Raw genomic sequence first — 16,338 nt, forward strand, 5'->3', positions numbered from 1 at the left:
CGATCCGAGTTTAGCTCTCTTTGGAGAGGTCGGCTTCGACGTTCCGGCCACTGAAATAGGCGGCAAAGCGCACGCCGATCAGACTCACGAGAACGCCAGCGATCAGAAACAGCGCGAGTTCCGCGCGCGGTTGGAGCTTGACGGCGGCGACCGACAGCGGACCGAACTCGATGCCGGGCATCGTCACAGTCTCGACGAGGTCCGCCCGCGTCAGGAAGTACGAGGCGACCCCTCGAACCACGAGCCCGACGGCGATTGCGCCGAAGGGCAGGTTCAGATAGGCGTTTCGGACGCCTTCCTGTCTGAGTAGTTCGTCGACGAGTCGCCCGGTCGCCGCCGCCAACGCCGCTGCGGTCAGCCAGGGGACGGCGTCGTAGACGAACCGCATGCCCAACAGGAGGGTCGCGTGGTCACCAATCTCCGAGACGCCCAGCGCACCGGCAAACAGCCCGATGAGTGCGAGCCCGCCCGCGACGACGTAGGTGACCAGGGCCACCTGACCGGAGTACAGCGCCTCCCGAACCTGTGTCGAGAGCGTTTCGAGCAACTCGTCGATCCCCAGTCCCTTGTACAGCAGGAACCCGCCGAAGAACGCGGCGATCGCTCCGAGCGCAATCGTCACCTGCCCGAACACTAACAACAGGACCGGAAAGACCAGCAACGCAGCGCCGACGGGGACGAACACCGTCTCCCTGAGTTCTTCGTCGGCCAGAAACTGTTTGAGCAGGTAGTAGGTCGACTCGATATCCCGGGCCTGACGCACGACGACCCGGTCGACGGCGTCGACAGTCAGCCGGCTCTCGACGATCGGGACGAGCCGTTCGTCTTCGGCGCTGTCGACGACGACGACCGCCGAGTCGAGGTCGTACTCTTCGACGAGCCGGTCGGTCTGTCTGGCGACCGCGCGGTCGATGCTGACCGGATCACCCACACCCGAGAGCATCGCGACGACCGCGTCCTCGCCAGTGTCTTCGAGATCGCGGGCCACGCGCAGCGACTCCAGCAGACAGTTCACGTGGCTGTCTTCGGGGTCTTCGACGCCGAAGTCCGTCACCAGTGACTCGACGGCCTCCCAGCCGACGACCGGTGCGTCGGCGTCCCCCGCGACGTCTGCCCCGCGATCGATACTGACGACCAGCGTGGTCACAGCCGAGAGCAGACGGCCAGTCTATAAAAATCCTCGACACTCACCGCCGATAGCTGTCGCTCCGGGCTGTGAAAAACGGAGAAGAAAGAACGGACCGGGCTTAGAGCAGACCGGTCTTCTGCAGTTTCATCAGGTCCTCGGTGTCGAGGGTCTCGCCTTCCTTGAACTTCTGGTAGATCTCTTCTGCTTCCTCGCGAGCGGCTTCCTGTTCCTGCTCGCGTTCCTGGCGCTCTTCGGCTTCTTCCTTTTTGTCCAGCTCGCGCAGGCGCTTCTGGACGCGCACGAAGTCCTCGTGGTGCTGGTCGGCCGCTTCCTGGGCCTCGACGAACTTCTCGTGCATCTCGTCGGCCTCGTCACGGATCTCGTCGGCCTCGCGGTAGGCCTCGATCATCTCGTTGTGGTGTTTCTGGGCCTCGTCCGCGAGTTCGGTCACTTTCTGGTGGTGACGGGAAGCTTCAGAACGGATCTCCTCGGCTTCCTCTTTGATGTCGTCGACGTCGTCGGTCTGTTCGAGCTTCTCCTTGCGCTCGGCGAGCTTCTCGCGCTTGTCCTCGATCTTCTCGATGAGTTCGCGCTCTTCCTCGGTGCCGAGCACTTCGGTCTGCTGTTTGAATTCGAGATCCTCGATCTCGGATTCGAGCTTCTCGACGCTCTTGCCCTCGTTGAGTTCGAGGTCACTCTTCTGCTGTTCGACCTGCTCGAACAGTTCGTTGGCCTCGGCGTTGAGCTCGTTTCGCTTCTCTTTGTGCTCTTGGACCTGCTCGTTGAGCTCGTCACGCTTCTCGCGGTGCTGCTGGGCCTCGTCGACCTTCTCACGAGTCTTCGCGTTCAGCTCGTCACGGTCGGATGCTCGTTCAGAAGCGAGTTGGTTGAGTTCGTTGCGTCGATCCCGAAGTTGCCCGGCGAGTTTGATGAGTTCGCCTTTGGACTTCGTCTCGAGTTCTTCATCTGTCACCGATACGTTCTTGGATTCGTCTATCGAGTCTGCCATGTGTTGGAATCCTCCTATGCCATACAGCTCCCATCTTCGACAGAGGTTCCTCTAGAGAGTGGCGTACGCCGGATAACAAGGTTCCCTGTCATGTTGGGCGTCGCACGATGCTGCCGAACGCCAGGAGCGTTCTGGTGACTGTTTCTACACCTTTCGGGTATTAAAATATTCCGGTCGGGAACTCACCTGGGCATGAATACCACACACATGGACCGGGTACGCTATGGACTACCAATGTCTCTATGTACGTTTATATACTACTTCGATAGGAATCCACACACTACTATTCGGGCTGGAACGAGAGAAACGAACGACGGCTAGCCGAGAGCGTACGTATTCTCGACAGTTCGGTCGGCGGTCGAGAGCGTGAGCGTCACGGCCCCTTCTGCGGGTAACTCGATGGTCGTGAGGGCCGCGCGAGCGTTTGTATCGATGGTCACCTCGGTCGAACCCGACCCGGCCGGCGACTCCCACTGCAGTTCGCCGGTGAACCGGGTATCGAGGGCGTTGTGGACGAGTACGTCGCTCTCGCTCGCTCCTGGGTCGGCCAGCGTGGCCTGGATCGGTTCGTAGGCGCTCGCGAGTGCGTCGAACGCCCGCTTTCGGTCGCCGTCGCGTGACAGCACGCCCATCCCTGCGTCGCCGCTGTCCCGTAGTGCGAACCCTGCGAGTAGTGGCACGCCGGCGTTTCGTAGCCCCTCGGCGACTCGCTTGACGACGGTCGCCTGGTAGCGCTGGGAAGCCGCGACGTCCCCGCCATCGGTGTGAGTGTCGTGCACCCGTCGGTCGAAGCCGGCCGGTTCCTGCACCGAGTCGGTCGCGAGCGCGCCCGCACCGAACTCTGCGACGGCGTCGATATCGGGGTGTCGATCCAGCAACCAGTCCAGGTCGGTAGCCGAACCGTAGCGCCAGCCGGGATACAGCGTTGTCCCGTCGGCGTCGATTCCCGGCGGGCCAACCACTGGGAATCGCTCGACATCGTCTGGCAGCGTCTCGGCGATCGATCGGGCGTCGCCTGCGTCGTAGCTCGCGCGCCAGGCCCGCCAGCGAAATCGCAGTCGATCCAGAAAGCCGCTGCCCAGTGGCGTGTCGAACGGATCGACGGGATCGTCGTGGACGGTGACTGCCGAGAGCGAGGCCGCCCGGCTGTACTGCCGCCCGACCGCAGCCGCCAACTCTCGTCCCCGATCGACCGACACCCGCTGCGAACCAGTCTGGGGCAGATCGACCCATAACAGAACGCCCGCACGCTCACAGGCGTCGACGACGGCCGGAGAGGGAAGATGGGCGTGCGTCCGAACGAGGGTTGCGTTGGCCTCGACCGCGCGCTCGACGTCCTCGGGCGTCGAATCGAGCAGATTCAGCCCGCGAGCGGTCGTCTCGGTGCCGTTGATCGTCACTTCCCCGTCCTCGTGGTCGAACTCACAGAAACCGACGGTCGTCGCCTTCTCGACCCCGTCGAGCTTGGCCGTGACGACGTATCGATTCTGCTCGCCCAGATCGTGTGGCCACCATAGCGACGGGTCTCGCATGGGAATCGAGTGCTCGACAGTGACCCGCTCGCCCGCGGCCGCCTCGATCGACGCCCGTTCCATCATCCCTCGCTCGCGTCGATCACCGGCCGGTCGAACGGAGAACGTCAGTCGATCGTCGATGGCTTCGGTCGCGACGACGGTCGCCTGCACGTCGATCGTCCCTTCTGTCCCGTCGATTCGGGGCGTGCCCGTGAGCCGATCGAAATACGTTCCCTGATACGTCCTGAGCGTCGCGTCCCACCAGATTCCCGGGACAGTCGCAGCGTCAGGGAGGAGGTCGGTCTCGTAGACGCCACCACCACCGTCGGCGGGTCGCCTGCAGACGACGACGAGTTCGGTCTCGGGTGTGAGGTAGTCGTCCAGGCGGACCCGCAACGGCTCGAAGTAGGTGTCGTGGGTCGCCAGTTCGGTCCCGTTGCACCACACCGTCGTCTCGGCATAACAGCCCGACAGTTCGAGGACGGCGTGCGGTTCGGTCGCGGTCGTCGGATCCTCGACGACCGTCTTGTAAGCGACGGCCTCCGACCCGGCGAAGCGCTCGGGTCGCCCCGGCACGTCGACCGGTGTCCACTCCTCGGGGTCGGGACGGCCTGCCTGCGACTCGATCTCGGCACCACGCCACTGCATATCACCTTCCGCGTGCGCCGCCGGCATAAATCCCGCCACCACCACCTTTTTCTCGTTGGGTCGCTCCTCCGTCGCGACCACGCCTCGAAAAAGCTGGACCAAAAAGCCGCGAGTCGCTTCGCTCCTCGCGGTCCTACTGCTGGCGATTCCGCATCACACTAGTCGGGCGTCGTCGATCCGCAACCGCCCGCGCGTTCCGTCCCACTCTGTCGTATAGTCGAGTTCGATCTTTCGATCCATGTGTGGGCCGTCCGTCACCAGCGTCTCGAATTCGCCGCCCTCACCCAGGATGTGGACGCCGTACTCGTCGTTAAGCGTCTCCAGCTCGGCGATCGTACCGGCGTCGAGCGTGCGACCCAGCCAGGATTCGTCGAGACCATGGGCCGCGACCTGGATGATCCGGATCTCGAAGCCCGCGTCGAGCATCGCCTCGGCCAGCGTTCGGGGGTCGCGCTGCCAGAGCGGCGCGAACAGTTCGGCGTCGAGCCGGTCGGCCATCGCCTGGATCCGGCTGGTCTGGTACTCGCTCTCGACCGCGCCTGCCGTTATTCCCGTGACACCACCGACGAGTTCTGAATCGAGATTCTCGAGTGCGGCCTCCAGCGGTTCGAGTTCCGCGTCGCCCTGCGCCCCCGAGTCGGTCGCAGACCCGGCCTCGAAGTCAGCGGGTTCGACTGCCACCAACTCGATCCCGATACTCTCGGCGGCGAGTTCGGCGAGTCGCGTCGCCGGCACGTGGTACATGTACGAGTCGCCCTCTGGATGGACTGTCACCAGCCGTTCGACCGGGTGGCCCGCCTCGAGCGCCCGGTAGAGCGCCCACGAGGAATCTTTACCGCCGGAGAAGAGACTTACCCACGCGCCGTCGTTCATACCCGCGGTAGCGTCGCTGCTCGTTTACGTTGCTCGGTTCGACTGAGAGGTTCCGGGAATCGTTTTTCGACGGTCTGGTAGAAACCCTCGATCGGTGATGGGATACTCGAGGACGCACCCGATCAATAATCGATTTCGGAAGTCGTACTGAATACAGCGCCTATTCAACACGAGACGCACGCGAAATATCGTGGACAAATTTTTCATTGGATCGTCAGCAATGCCTACACATGGTCCGCGTGACCCGCCGCCAGACCCTCCAGCTGAGCGCGAGCGCGATCCTCGGCGGCCTCACAGGGTGTAGCGCTCTGGGTGGTGATTCCGACCCCGATGCCAGGCTCGGTGAAATCGACGTGACGAATCTCGATTTCCGGGCACACACAGTGTCGGTGCTCATACTCGACGACGAGGAACCAGTGTACTCCGGGGAGATGACCGTCTCGGCAGCCGAACCGGAAGCAGACGATTCCACAGACGTAGCGACGGCCGGCGGTAGCTCTTTCGAGGGGGTCCCATCCTCCGTCGAGGGGTGCATTCTGTACGCCTGGCGCGACGACCAGTCTCCCTCGAAGTGGAGTGAATTCGACTTCCGGGAACAGAGCGCGTCGTGTCTGGGGTTGGACATCCGGGTCGGAGACATCCAGGATCCCCGCTCCGACGAGGTCACAATCTTGCACACGACGAATACCAGTGTCTGTGAAACGGCCGCCAATCACACTACTAGTTGACTGATACTGGGGTGTGAGAGATCTCTACTGCAGTTCCGTCCGGAAGAGACGCGAAGAAGAACTCGCCTCACGTCGTCAGGGTGCCCGAAGACAGCACCACAGGCGACGACAACTGGTCGCGATGCAGTCTTTACCGCCTACCGCCGGACTGTGATCGTCACCGCGCCACAGTCACACTCGTAGACGTGTCGCGTCCCACCGTCAGTCTCGTAGACGATCCGGCGATTCTCGACGTCGAGTTCGCGATCACACCCCTCGCCAGCGCACGTGCAGGTCAGTTCGTTCAACATATCTCAAACTATTGACCGAGGGGTACTCAAGGCGAGCCATCCGCGGAGTGAAAGTGAAAGTGGTCCGCTCGGCTGGTCGATGCGACGGAATCAGTGGCCGCTGAGAGGTGTCAGTGGCCATTCGCGTACATCAGTGCCCGTTGGCGATGTGAGTGTGCGCACCGATGAGCGCGCCCGCGAGGTCGAGGTTCTCGATGTGGGTGTCCTGATCGATGATCGACTCGCGGATCTCGCTGTCTCTGATCGTCGAGTCCGAGAAGATGATCGACTGATCTATCGTCGAGTCGACCACTTCGGCGCCCGGGAGGATGTGGACGTTCTCGCCGATAGTCGAACTTTCGACCGTCGCCGACTCGGCGATGATGCTCTCGCCGTCGAGTTCCCAGGCGACGGCGTCGAGGTAGCTCTCGGGCGTCCCGATGTCGAACCATGCCTCCTCGAAGGGGAACGCGTGGACGGCCTCGTTGTCGACGAGCCACTGGACGAACCAGCCCGGCTCGTCGGGGTTGTTCCCGTCTTCGAGGTACTCCTCGAACCGGACCGCGTCGGCCGGGAAGGCATAACAGGCGATCGAGACGAGCGTGCTCTTGGGATCCTCAGGCTTTTCCTGGAATTCGACCACGCGCTCGTCGTCGAGCTCGACGACGCCGTAGGCCGAGGCGCGGTCGTACGAGCCCACGTCGTAGGCCGCGATCGTCGTCGTTCCGTGTTCGTCGAAGTCGTCGAGGAAGTCACTGAGACCGAAACTGATGAGGTTGTCTCCGGCGACGACCAGGAGGTCCTCGCCGTCGAGACCCTCGCGTTCGACCAGCTGGGCGAGCGCGCCGACGACCCCGAACTTCTCGTCTTCTTCGGTCGTTTCCTCGATCGAGAGCGTCGGCTTCTCAAGGCCGGACTCGGCCATGTGGTCGCGGAAGTCCTCGGCGAAGCGTTCGTTGGTCGAGACGTAGACGCCGTCGATTCGATCGTCAGCCTCGAGTTCCGTGAGGATCCGATCGATCACGGTCGTCTCGCCGACCGGGAGGAGCATCTTTGGTCGGTTCTTCGTCACGGGCCACAGCCGCGTCGCGTAGCCGCCGGCGAGTACGACAGCTTCCATACTCGAACTCTCAGAACGTGCGGCAAAGTCCTTTGTGTTTCCCCCACCCGCAAATCGCCCTCCCGAAGACGTATGTATGTTCACATGGAACACACTGTATGCGCGAGGCGAGTCGGACCACGCGACAGCGGATCGCCGATCGATTGCGCGACACACCTTTGGGGGCGAGCGAACTCGCGGCCGAGTTCGAGATTCAGACCAGCGAGGCGCTGACACACGTCCAGCACATCGCACGCTCGCTGGATGGGACCGACGAGGAGCTACTGGTCGCGCCGCCGCAGTGTCGAGACTGCGGCTTCGAGGACTTCGACGACCTGCTCAATCGCCCGAGTCGCTGCCCCGAGTGCAAGAGCGAGAGTGTCGCGGAGCCGACCTTTACGATCGAGTAGGGTTCGTGTCCGCTGCTCAGAACCCGAGGCGTTCACCCGGTGACGTCGAGCCGCTTCCGGCGGTGTGGGCGTCGGCCGGGCCCTGGTAGGCGAACGCGTACTCGTCGTCGGTCAGCAAGACCTCACCGTCCTGAACTGTGACGTCGATCTCGTTCAAGTACGCACCTTCGCAGGGGCCGAAGGTACACTCTCCCGACTCGCGGTCGAACGTCGCCGCGTGGCGACGACAGGCGATCTCACCCCCGCGCATGGGAGCGCCATCGCCCGTATCGAGGCGGATGTCAGTCCAGTGCTGACAGTAGTTGCGCCAGGCGACGACCGAGCCGTCGGCCAGTCGCGTCAGGATCGCTTCGCGTTCCTCGTCGTCGTGTTCGACCGTAAAGAGGAGTGTCCCGTCAGTTGGGACAGCATCGAGATCCGCGATTCGAGCCGACTCGCTCATGAGATCCGGTGGGTCGTCTGCGTGTTTGAATCACACGCTTCGATCCAGTATTGCAGCCACAGTTAAGTCGGCGGCACTCGCCTTGAAGGACGTGACGGACGATAGATGGCTCATCTACGGCGCGTACGGCTACACCGGCGAGTTGATCGCCCGGGAGGCCGTCGATCGGGGGCTCGATCCGATCCTGGCCGGCCGAACTCGCGGCAAACTTGATCGACTGGCAGAGGACCTCGGCTGTGATTTCCGGGCGTTCGGTCTCTCGGACGAGGCCCTGCCCCAGTTGCTGGACGACGTCGCCATCGTGCTCAACTGCGCGGGGCCGTTCGCAGAGACCTACGAGCCGATGGTCGGCGCGTGTCTCGAAAGCGGGACGCACTATCTCGATATCACGGGCGAAATCGAAGTGTTCGAGGCGATCAAGGGCTACGACGAGCGCGCCCACGAAGCCGACGTCATGTTGCTGCCGGGCGTCGGCTTCGACGTTGTCCCCTCTGACTGTCTGGCCGCACATCTGGCCGAGCGACTTCCCGACGCGGAGTCGCTCGCACTCGGGTTCAAAGCAGAGGGTGGGTTCTCGCCGGGGACGATGAAGACGGCGATCGACGGGCTCGGAGAGGGCGGGATGATCCGCCGGGGCGGACAGCTCGAATCGGTGCCGGCCGCCTGGAAGACTCGCGAGATCGACTTCGGCGACGGGCCGGCGATGGCGACGACGTTCCCCTGGGGTGACGTCTCGACAGCACACCACACCACTGGAATCCCCGACATCGAGTTCTACCTCGCGTTCCCGCCGTCGACAATCGAGCGGATGAAGTACCAGCGCTATCTCGCGCCCGTGCTCTCACTGGGGCCAGTCAAGTCGCTGCTCAAGTCGCTGGTCGACCGCAAAGTCGACGGCCCCGACGCCGAGACGCGCGAAACGACCGACGCGCTGTTGTGGGGGGAGGTTAGCGACGGCGAGCAGACGCTGACGTCGCGATTGCGAACGCCCAACACCTACCGGCTCACGACGCTTTCGGCGCTCGAAATCCTCCAGCGCGTCCTGGATGGGGACGCCCCGGTCGGCTATCAGACCCCGGCGAGCGCGTACGGTCCCGACCTCGTGCTTTCGATCGAGGGCGTCGAGCGGACCGACGAGCCGGCCGAGACGCCGAACTGATACGCCTCGACGGCCAACCACCGGTATGACCGACGACTACGTCGACGAACTCGAAGCCAATCGCGCCGAAAAAGACCGATTTCTCGCCGAGCATCGACAATCGCCCATCCCACCCGAAGAGCGCGAGGACTTCGACGGGCTGGACTACTTCGAGCCGAACCTCGACTACCGGGTCGAAGCGAGCGTGACCGTCCACGACGCTCCCGAGACGGTCGAGATGGATACCTCCGCCGGACGGTCAGTGGAGTACCAGCACGTGATCACGTTTGAATTCGACCTCGACGGCGAGAGCCACCATCTTCACGGCTACCAACAGGCCGGCGACGACGCGATCTTCGTCCCGTTCCGGGACAAGACGACCGGCCAGCAGACCTACGAGGGCGGCCGCTACATGGAACTGGAGCCTGATCGCACGCTCGAAGACGGTGACACTGTGACGATCGATTTCAACCTCGCGTACAGCCCATTCTGTGCGTTCAGCGAGACGTTCGACTGCCCGCTCCCGCCGGAGGACAACTGGCTCGAAGTGGGAATAAAGGCGGGCGAGCAGTCGCGATAGCGGCACGCGAGCAATCTCGATCGAGATCAGTGACCAGTCGGGATAGAAACGGCTAACACCGTCGATCAGCTAGGCCCGTCAGACTCTGTGTCCCCCCGTTCGACCCGCTTCGTCCGTCACCTTCGACGGGTAGTGCTCGCGCTCGCTCGGTTCCTGAGCAATCCGATCAGCGGCGTCATCGTCGCTGTCGGGAGCTTGCTGGGTCGATTCGGCCTGGCCGACCGCGAGCGGACCGAGCGCACGGCCGAACTGGCCTGGCCCCGCATCGTCACCGGCATCGCCCGGATGTCGAAAAACGCCGTCGACGTCGCGATGGTCGGGATCGCCATCGGGCCGCTCGCGATCGCTGGCGTCGGCTTCGCCGGCCCGTTCTGGGGGCTGGCCTTCTCGTTCGGCGGCGGCGTCGCCGCCGGCTCGATCGCGCTCGTCTCCCAGCGCTTCGGGGCCGATCGACTGGACGCCATCGGCGGCGCGGTCCGTTCTTCGGTCTTGCTCGCGGTCGTCCTGACGCTCCCGCTCACGGCCCTGTACTGGCTGTTCCCGGTCGAGTTGCTCTCGTTGCTCACGGACAATCCGCGGACGATCGAACTCGGGAGCGCCTACCTGCAGATCGTGGGGCTCGGCGTCCCGTTCGCGGCACTGAACCTCGTCGGGAGTCGCGTCTACATCGGCGTCGACGACGCCTGGACGCCGATGGTCATCCGTTCGGCCGGTGCGATCACGAACGTCGCGCTCAACGCCGTGTTCATCTTCGTCCTCGACATGGGCGTCGTCGGCGCGGCGCTCGGGACGGTCCTCTCGAACGTGCTCGTGACCGCCACCTTCGCGTTCGGACTCGTCGTCCGGCAGATCCCGGGAACCAGACAGTTCCCCACGTGTATCTCGCCGCTGGGGACCTACGCCGATCGAGGGACGATCCGTGACATCGTCGAGATCGGCCTCCCCGTCGCCGGTCGCAACAGCGTCTGGACGGTCGCACAGTTCCCGATGCTGGCGATCGTCGCCCTCTACGGCGAGTTCGTCGTCGCTGCCTACGTCATCGCGCGTCGGATCTGGGGGCTGATGAACACGCCCGGCTGGGGTTTTGGACTCGCCGCGTCGAGTCTCGTCGGTCAGCAACTCGGAGCCGAAGACGAGGATCGGGCGGCCGCCTACGGCAAGGAGATCACCCGGCTGGCCATCGGGACCTATCTCGTCGGCGGGATTCTGACAGCGCTACTCGCCGAGCCGATCGTCCGGCTGTTCGTCGACGACCCCGCGAACACGTCGATCCCCATCGCGGTCGCGCTGGTCTACGCGGCCTGTCTCGCCATCGTCCCGCAGGCGATCAAGGCGACCATCGCCGGGGCGCTCGATGCGACAGGCGACACGCGCTGGCCGTTCTACAGCCAGGCGCTCGGGATGGTCGGGGTCGCGATCCCCCTGGTGTATCTCGGGGCCGTGACGCCCCTCGGGATGTGGGGCCTGTACCTCTCCTTTGTCGCTGAGAGCACGATCCCCGCGGCGATCAACTACTACCGGTTCGCGACCGGGAAGTGGCGCGCGATCAGTCGGGAGTACCGGCCGGACGCCCAGGTCGGAGACGACTGACGTGTCGACGGCCGGCACGGCCACGCGTTCATGCGTGGCCAGTCCAGCCGGGAGAACTGACGTGTCGACGGCCGGCACGGCCACGCGTTCATGCGTGGCCAGTCCAGCCGGGAGAGGATTGACGTGTCGACGGCGGCTCGCGAGCACGTTCATGTGCGAGTAGTCCAGCCGGGAGACCTGAGTTGTCGACGGCGGCTCGCGAGCGCCCTCGTGCACGAGTAGTTCCCCCCAATCGACGCGTCGTCAGTAACACAACTGTTCGACGCGTTCGTCGTAGAGTCGCGCGAGCAGGGTCGTCATCGGCCCGCGCCCGATCTCGATCCCATCGAGAGACGCGACGGGGCGGATCCCCCACGTCGAGTTGGTGAGAAAGGCCTCGTCGGCGTTGCGGACGTCCTCGACGGTGTAGCGACCCTCGCGGACCTGGAAGTCCTCCTCCTGGGCGAGTTGGATCACGATCGATCGGGTGACGCCGGGCAGGATCGACTGCTCGCGCGAGGGGGTCTTCAATACCCCGTTGTCGACGAAGAAGACGTTCGACGTCGCGCCCTCGGCGACGTGCCCCTCGGTATCTCGCATGAGCGCCTCGTCCGCTTGAAAGTCGTCGGTCGCCGCCCGTCGGAGTTCCAGCCGAGCGAGGATTCCGTTGAGGTAGTTGTGCGTCTTCGCGTCGGCCGGGATCGCCTCGTCCGGGACACGGCGAGTCTTCACGGACTGGAGGGTCGCGTAGTCGTCCCAGACCGACTCGCCCTCGACGCCGCCTCGGGGCAGCGAGTCGACCTGCACGACGACTGTGGGATCGACCGCTTCACCCGGCGTGAGTTTCCCGGGCTGGACCCCGCGGGAGATCGAGAGCTTGACGTAGGCGTCGTCGAGGTCGTTGCCGTCGAGTGTCGTGACGACCCGATCGTGAAGGTCCTCGCGCGAGGGGAGGGCGTCCACGAAGCCGAGGGTCTTCACAGTCCGTTCGAGACGGTCGGCGTGGGCGTCCCAGGCGAAGACCGTCCCGCCGTAGGCCCGCATCGTCTCGAAGGCCGCGTCGCCGTACATGAATCCGCGGTCGCGGACGCTGACGGTCGCCTCCGAGGCCGGCACGAGGTCGCCGTCGACGTGATACTGCATCACCCGCTCGTAGGAACGGGGTGAGTTTGGGGTTTTGGATCCTGCTGTGACGCAAGTGCTAATGCGATCGAACACACAGTTGCGATATGGCCCTCCGCCGGCTTCTCCGCGGGCAGATCGACTGGGATCGCCTGGAGGCGCTCGCCCAGGAGATCGCCGACCGCTACGACCAGCCCGGGAGCCGCGTGGAGTTTCTGGACGCCGACAACTGGCTGTCGACGCCCTTTGTCGTCGACGACCGCTATTTCGTGAAAGCGATCTCTCGGCAGCATTCACTGGTGCACACGCTGTTGACGACGGGCCGTAACCTCGGTGCCTATTCGAGCGGCTCGGAGGGATTCTTCGAACACGTCGACACGCCGGTCGAGATGGCCGAACGGGAACTGGCGGCCACCCGGCGGATGCGCGAGTTAGGTATCAACGTCCCACGACCGGTCGCAGCCTTCGAGTTCGACGGCCTGGGCGTGCTGGTGATGGAGTACATCCCCGAGTTCGAGACGCTGGACGACGCAGACCCCGACACCGTCGACGACCACGCCGAGGAGCTGTTCGAGTGGCTCACCGAGATGCACGAGGCCGGCTTCGCCCACGGAGACCTCCGCGCCGAGAACGTCCTGCTCTCACGGGGTGAACTCTACTTCATCGACGCGACCAGCGTCGACGAGGACAACATCCCCGACGCACGAGCCTACGACGTCGCCTGCGCGCTGGCCGTCCTCGAACCGATCGTCGGCGCGAACAGGGCCGTCGAGGCCGCTGGCGCGATCTGCGATCGCGAGACGCTCGTCACCGCCAGCGACTTCCTGGATTTCGTGAATATCCGCCCGGATCACAGTTTCGACGTCCTCGCAGTCAAGGGCGAACTGGCGAAAGCGACGGCGGGCTAATCCGCTTTGGGCCGCGACCGCGCCGTCAGCACGATCCCGGCCAGGACCACGGCACCACCGACGACTGTCAACGCGGGTGGGACCTCTCCGAGCAAGACCAGCGCCAGCAGCGTGCTCCCGACGGGCTCGCCCACGAGCGTCACGCTGACCACACTCGATTCGACGTGGCCTAATGCCCAGTTGACGACTGTGTGCCCGAAAATTCCCGGCCCGACGGCCATCCCCAGGAACAGGAGCCACTCTCGCGGCGGATAGGGGCCGAGCGACGCACCCTGGCCGACCGTCCAGACGAGCAACCCCGCCGTACAGACCGAATAGACCACGACGACGTAGGGAACGAGCGGCATGTGCTGGCGCAGAGAGCGGCCGGCGAGCACGTAGCCGGCGGCCGCGACAGCACCCAGGAGTGCGAGCGCGTCGCCGTACAGTGGGTCGGCCCCGGCGAAGACACCCCCTGTGAGAAAATCACCGGCCGAGAGAAGCACGCTCCCGAGCAGTGCAATCGCGATTCCGACGGCCATCCGGCGGTTGAATCGCTCACCCAGGAGGAGAACGGCTCCGATGGCGACGAACACGGGCTGAGTCTGGACGAGCGTGACCGACGCCGCCACGCTCGTCCAGTCGAGACTCTCGAACCAGGCTGCGAAGTGGACGGCCAGCGCCAACCCCGACGCAGTCGCGACGAACCAGTCTCGGGTAGTGAGTCGCGCGAACGCCTCGCGGTAGCGCCAGGCTGCGACGGGTACGAGCAACAGCGTCGTGAACAGGACGCGATAGAAGGCCGCGACCGACGACGGTGCGTGACTCCAGCGAATCAGGATGGCGCTGGTGCTGACCGCGACGACGGCGACAGCGAGCGCCACCAGCGGTGGCACGGGTGGCTGATCGTCGACCACGGTCGAGTCTCGGAGGCCAGCGCCCTCACCGTTTCGGACCGGCCGCGATCGGGGACCGCCGAGACCCGGACCGTCGCGGGATCGGACTTATTGTCTCCGGCGACGAATATCTATTATGGATGTCCCTGAGATTGTGACAGTAGACGATACGGACCGGGATAGACTACTGGGCAACGGGGGTGTCGGAGTGCTGTCGTTCGCCGGTGACGGGGGCGATCCGCCGCACTCAATCCCGGTTTCGTACGGCTACGACGTGAGCGAGGCGACGTTCTACTTCCGGCTTGCCGTCGACGAAGACTCGGCAAAGGGAGAGATCGCGGACCACTCTGTGACGTTCGTCGTCCACGGAACCGACGACGACCTCGGATACTGGAGCGTCGTCGCGAGTGGGCACCTCGAGACCCTCGAAAAAGCGGACGTGACTACCGACGCGCTGGACGGACTCGACTCGGTCCAGATTCCGCTCGTCGACATCTTCGGGACCTCGACGCGGAACGTCACGTTCGAGTTCGCCAGACTCATCTCCGAGAGCTTCACTGCACGCACCGATTCGCCGACCACCGAGTGACGACGATCCATGTACGACACAATCCTCGTTCCGACCGACGGGAGCGAACACGCACAGCGTGCAGCGGCTCACGCTCGCCAGCTTGCGATTGCTTTCGACGCCGACGTGCACGTCCTCGCAGTGGTCGACGTCTCGGACGCGGCCGGGCCGTTCAATGCGGGCGGCGTCGACAAAGCGTACGTCGAACAGCTCGAAACCCGGTACCGTGAGGGCGTCGACGACGTCGAAACGGTACTCGGGCCCGACGTGACCGTCCAGACGGCCCTCCGCCGTGGGCAGGCCGCCGAAGAGATACTGGAATACGCAGCCGAGGTCGACGCCGACGCCCTGGCGATGGGGACGCACGGTCGAACCGGGATCAAGCGATTCGTCGCGGGCAGTGTCACCGAGACTGTCCTCCGGAAGTCACCCGTACCAGTGTTGACGGTTCGGGCGACCGAACGGAGCGACGTTACCGGCGGCTACGACGATATCCTGTTGCCGACCGACGGTAGCCAGGCCGCAAGCGTGGCGTTCGAGCACGGGATCGCGCTCGCAACGGCTTTCGACGCTCGTATCCACGCGGTGAACGTCGTCGATATCGCCGCGTTGAGCAGCGAGGAACCGCTCCCCTCGAACGTCCTCGATATTCGCCGCGACGCGGGTCAGAAAGCCGTCGAGACAGTCGCAGCTGAGGCCCGCGAGTCGGGGCTGGAGGCCGTCACGGCGGTTCGGGACGGCTACCCGGCGAGTGATCTGCTGGAGTACGCAGAAGCAAACGAGATCGACCTCATCGCGATGGGGACGGCCGGTCAGACCGGCCTCTCGCGATTCCTGCTGGGGAGCACGACCGAGCGAATCGTCCGCCACGCCGAAATCCCGGTGCTCGCGGTCAACGCTCGCCGCGAGGAGTGACACCCCCGCAGACTCACCGTCGCGGTTCGAGCAGTTCTTTGGTCTTCCGGTGCCGATAGCGGAACATCGGCTCGAAGCCCACCCAGGCCAGTGGACTCGCTGCCCGACCGAGTCCACCGCCGGGGAGTTCGTACTCGACGAAGTCCCGGACGACCGTTTCGTCGCCGTCCCCGTAGAAGGAGTGTGTGTGGACCCAGTGTGGGAACGGTCCCTCGACCATCTCGTCGCGGAACACCGCGTAGTCGTCGTCGCGCTCGCGCTCGACGATCGCCGACACCCAGCGCTGGCGCGGCCCGACGCCGAACGGTCGGACCGTCGAGACGATCTGCGAACCAGTTTCGAGGATATCGGGGTCGGGCTCACCATCGGGCCCAGTCTCCGATTCGATCTCCAGGTTCATCCACCCGGGCGTGAGCGCGACGAGACCGTCGCCACTCGAATGAAACTCCCAGACACGGTCCAGCGGCGCGTCGACGCGGACCGATCGCTTGTACGTGGCCATACCTCCCGTTCGAACTCGACAAAAATAGGCGGACGGGTCC

18 protein-coding genes are annotated in these 16,338 nt (G+C 64.5%); 8 read left to right on the forward strand and 10 right to left on the reverse strand.

Annotated elements, in window-relative coordinates:
- Nucleotides 1–10: 10 nt before the first annotated feature.
- The 4 genes from DV733_RS14245 to DV733_RS14260 all read right to left on the reverse strand — a co-directional run bounded on the left by DV733_RS14245 (nt 11) and on the right by DV733_RS14260 (nt 5,173).
- Nucleotides 11–1,147, reverse strand: a complete 1,137-nt coding sequence (locus tag DV733_RS14245; protein ID WP_049992656.1) for a DUF373 family protein — start codon at nt 1,145–1,147, stop codon at nt 11–13.
- 100 nt (nt 1,148–1,247) lie between these two features.
- Nucleotides 1,248–2,138: a coiled-coil protein gene (locus DV733_RS14250; RefSeq protein ID WP_049992657.1), complete on the reverse strand. Its 891-nt coding sequence runs from the start codon at nt 2,136–2,138 to the stop codon at nt 1,248–1,250.
- Between the two features lie 317 nt (nt 2,139–2,455).
- Nucleotides 2,456–4,300 carry a glycoside hydrolase family 2 protein gene (locus tag DV733_RS14255; RefSeq protein WP_237560463.1) on the reverse strand — a complete coding sequence of 615 codons (1,845 nt, stop codon included), beginning with the start codon at nt 4,298–4,300 and terminating at the stop codon, nt 2,456–2,458.
- A 153-nt stretch (nt 4,301–4,453) separates the two neighbouring features.
- Complete coding sequence (locus DV733_RS14260; RefSeq protein WP_049992658.1) at nt 4,454–5,173, reverse strand: diphthine--ammonia ligase; 720 nt, start codon at nt 5,171–5,173, stop codon at nt 4,454–4,456.
- 230 nt (nt 5,174–5,403) lie between these two features.
- Between DV733_RS14260 and DV733_RS14265 the strand changes: the two genes are divergently transcribed.
- Nucleotides 5,404–5,901: a hypothetical protein gene (locus DV733_RS14265; protein WP_049992659.1), complete on the forward strand. Its 498-nt coding sequence runs from the start codon at nt 5,404–5,406 to the stop codon at nt 5,899–5,901.
- 137 nt (nt 5,902–6,038) lie between these two features.
- Here the strand turns inward: DV733_RS14265 and DV733_RS17390 are convergent, their stop codons facing one another.
- Nucleotides 6,039–6,191 carry a hypothetical protein gene (locus DV733_RS17390; RefSeq protein WP_170178709.1) on the reverse strand — a complete coding sequence of 51 codons (153 nt, stop codon included), beginning with the start codon at nt 6,189–6,191 and terminating at the stop codon, nt 6,039–6,041.
- Nucleotides 6,192–6,321: 130 nt separating this feature from the next.
- Nucleotides 6,322–7,290, reverse strand: a complete 969-nt coding sequence (locus DV733_RS14270) for a sugar phosphate nucleotidyltransferase (protein WP_049992660.1) — start codon at nt 7,288–7,290, stop codon at nt 6,322–6,324.
- 98 nt (nt 7,291–7,388) lie between these two features.
- Between DV733_RS14270 and DV733_RS14275 the strand changes: the two genes are divergently transcribed.
- Nucleotides 7,389–7,679, forward strand: coding sequence for a transcriptional regulator (locus tag DV733_RS14275; protein WP_049992661.1), 291 nt, complete (start codon nt 7,389–7,391; stop codon nt 7,677–7,679).
- Between the two features lie 16 nt (nt 7,680–7,695).
- On the opposite strand, the gene DV733_RS14280 is transcribed toward DV733_RS14275, so the two are convergent.
- Nucleotides 7,696–8,121: a Rieske (2Fe-2S) protein gene (locus tag DV733_RS14280; RefSeq protein WP_049992662.1), complete on the reverse strand. Its 426-nt coding sequence runs from the start codon at nt 8,119–8,121 to the stop codon at nt 7,696–7,698.
- 91 nt (nt 8,122–8,212) lie between these two features.
- Here DV733_RS14280 and DV733_RS14285 point away from each other — a divergent pair, with 91 nt between their 5' ends.
- From DV733_RS14285 to DV733_RS14295, 3 genes are all read left to right on the forward strand, one after another.
- Nucleotides 8,213–9,280, forward strand: coding sequence for a saccharopine dehydrogenase family protein (locus tag DV733_RS14285; protein WP_237560464.1), 1,068 nt, complete (start codon nt 8,213–8,215; stop codon nt 9,278–9,280).
- 25 nt (nt 9,281–9,305) lie between these two features.
- Nucleotides 9,306–9,839, forward strand: coding sequence for a DUF1684 domain-containing protein (locus DV733_RS14290; RefSeq protein WP_049992664.1), 534 nt, complete (start codon nt 9,306–9,308; stop codon nt 9,837–9,839).
- 132 nt (nt 9,840–9,971) lie between these two features.
- Nucleotides 9,972–11,429, forward strand: a complete 1,458-nt coding sequence (locus DV733_RS14295; protein ID WP_049992665.1) for an MATE family efflux transporter — start codon at nt 9,972–9,974, stop codon at nt 11,427–11,429.
- 243 nt (nt 11,430–11,672) lie between these two features.
- Here DV733_RS14295 and DV733_RS14300 read toward each other — a convergent pair whose 3' ends face one another.
- Nucleotides 11,673–12,551, reverse strand: a complete 879-nt coding sequence (locus tag DV733_RS14300; RefSeq protein WP_049992666.1) for an aminotransferase class IV — start codon at nt 12,549–12,551, stop codon at nt 11,673–11,675.
- 86 nt (nt 12,552–12,637) lie between these two features.
- On the opposite strand from DV733_RS14300, the gene DV733_RS14305 reads away from it, so the two are divergent.
- Nucleotides 12,638–13,438 carry an RIO1 family regulatory kinase/ATPase domain-containing protein gene (locus DV733_RS14305; protein WP_049992667.1) on the forward strand — a complete coding sequence of 267 codons (801 nt, stop codon included), beginning with the start codon at nt 12,638–12,640 and terminating at the stop codon, nt 13,436–13,438.
- Here the strand turns inward: DV733_RS14305 and DV733_RS14310 are convergent.
- The gene (locus tag DV733_RS14310; RefSeq protein ID WP_049992668.1) at nt 13,435–14,334 is read right to left on the reverse strand and encodes a DMT family transporter; all 900 of its coding nucleotides are present in this window, start codon (nt 14,332–14,334) and stop codon (nt 13,435–13,437) included. The two genes, DV733_RS14305 and DV733_RS14310, sit on opposite strands and share 4 nt — an antisense overlap.
- A gap of 115 nt (nt 14,335–14,449) precedes the next feature.
- Between DV733_RS14310 and DV733_RS14315 the strand changes: the two genes are divergently transcribed.
- Nucleotides 14,450–14,902, forward strand: coding sequence for a pyridoxamine 5'-phosphate oxidase family protein (locus tag DV733_RS14315; RefSeq protein WP_049992669.1), 453 nt, complete (start codon nt 14,450–14,452; stop codon nt 14,900–14,902).
- Nucleotides 14,903–14,911: 9 nt separating this feature from the next.
- Nucleotides 14,912–15,796 carry a universal stress protein gene (locus DV733_RS14320; RefSeq protein ID WP_049992670.1) on the forward strand — a complete coding sequence of 295 codons (885 nt, stop codon included), beginning with the start codon at nt 14,912–14,914 and terminating at the stop codon, nt 15,794–15,796.
- 13 nt (nt 15,797–15,809) lie between these two features.
- Here the strand turns inward: DV733_RS14320 and DV733_RS14325 are convergent, their stop codons facing one another.
- Nucleotides 15,810–16,298: an SRPBCC family protein gene (locus DV733_RS14325; RefSeq protein WP_049992671.1), complete on the reverse strand. Its 489-nt coding sequence runs from the start codon at nt 16,296–16,298 to the stop codon at nt 15,810–15,812.
- Between the last annotated feature and the right edge of the window lie 40 nt (nt 16,299–16,338).

The sequence above is a fragment of the Halapricum salinum genome (assembly GCF_004799665.1).
GTDB classification, from domain to species: Archaea; Halobacteriota; Halobacteria; order Halobacteriales; family Haloarculaceae; genus Halapricum; species Halapricum salinum.

Excerpts from the sequence above, each read along its gene's own strand:
- DV733_RS14250 (WP_049992657.1), bottom strand. The coding sequence starts at position 2,138 with ATGGCAGACTCGATAGACGAATCCAAGAACGTATCGGTGACAGATGAA.
- DV733_RS14255 (WP_237560463.1), bottom strand. The coding sequence starts at position 4,300 with ATGCAGTGGCGTGGTGCCGAGATCGAGTCGCAGGCAGGCCGTCCCGAC.
- DV733_RS14260 (WP_049992658.1), bottom strand. The coding sequence starts at position 5,173 with ATGAACGACGGCGCGTGGGTAAGTCTCTTCTCCGGCGGTAAAGATTCC.
- DV733_RS14265 (WP_049992659.1), top strand. The coding sequence starts at position 5,404 with ATGGTCCGCGTGACCCGCCGCCAGACCCTCCAGCTGAGCGCGAGCGCG.
- DV733_RS17390 (WP_170178709.1), bottom strand. The coding sequence starts at position 6,191 with ATGTTGAACGAACTGACCTGCACGTGCGCTGGCGAGGGGTGTGATCGC.
- DV733_RS14270 (WP_049992660.1), bottom strand. The coding sequence starts at position 7,290 with ATGGAAGCTGTCGTACTCGCCGGCGGCTACGCGACGCGGCTGTGGCCC.
- DV733_RS14275 (WP_049992661.1), top strand. The coding sequence starts at position 7,389 with ATGCGCGAGGCGAGTCGGACCACGCGACAGCGGATCGCCGATCGATTG.
- DV733_RS14280 (WP_049992662.1), bottom strand. The coding sequence starts at position 8,121 with ATGAGCGAGTCGGCTCGAATCGCGGATCTCGATGCTGTCCCAACTGAC.
- DV733_RS14290 (WP_049992664.1), top strand. The coding sequence starts at position 9,306 with ATGACCGACGACTACGTCGACGAACTCGAAGCCAATCGCGCCGAAAAA.
- DV733_RS14300 (WP_049992666.1), bottom strand. The coding sequence starts at position 12,551 with ATGCAGTATCACGTCGACGGCGACCTCGTGCCGGCCTCGGAGGCGACC.
- DV733_RS14305 (WP_049992667.1), top strand. The coding sequence starts at position 12,638 with ATGGCCCTCCGCCGGCTTCTCCGCGGGCAGATCGACTGGGATCGCCTG.
- DV733_RS14315 (WP_049992669.1), top strand. The coding sequence starts at position 14,450 with ATGGATGTCCCTGAGATTGTGACAGTAGACGATACGGACCGGGATAGA.
- DV733_RS14320 (WP_049992670.1), top strand. The coding sequence starts at position 14,912 with ATGTACGACACAATCCTCGTTCCGACCGACGGGAGCGAACACGCACAG.
- DV733_RS14325 (WP_049992671.1), bottom strand. The coding sequence starts at position 16,298 with ATGGCCACGTACAAGCGATCGGTCCGCGTCGACGCGCCGCTGGACCGT.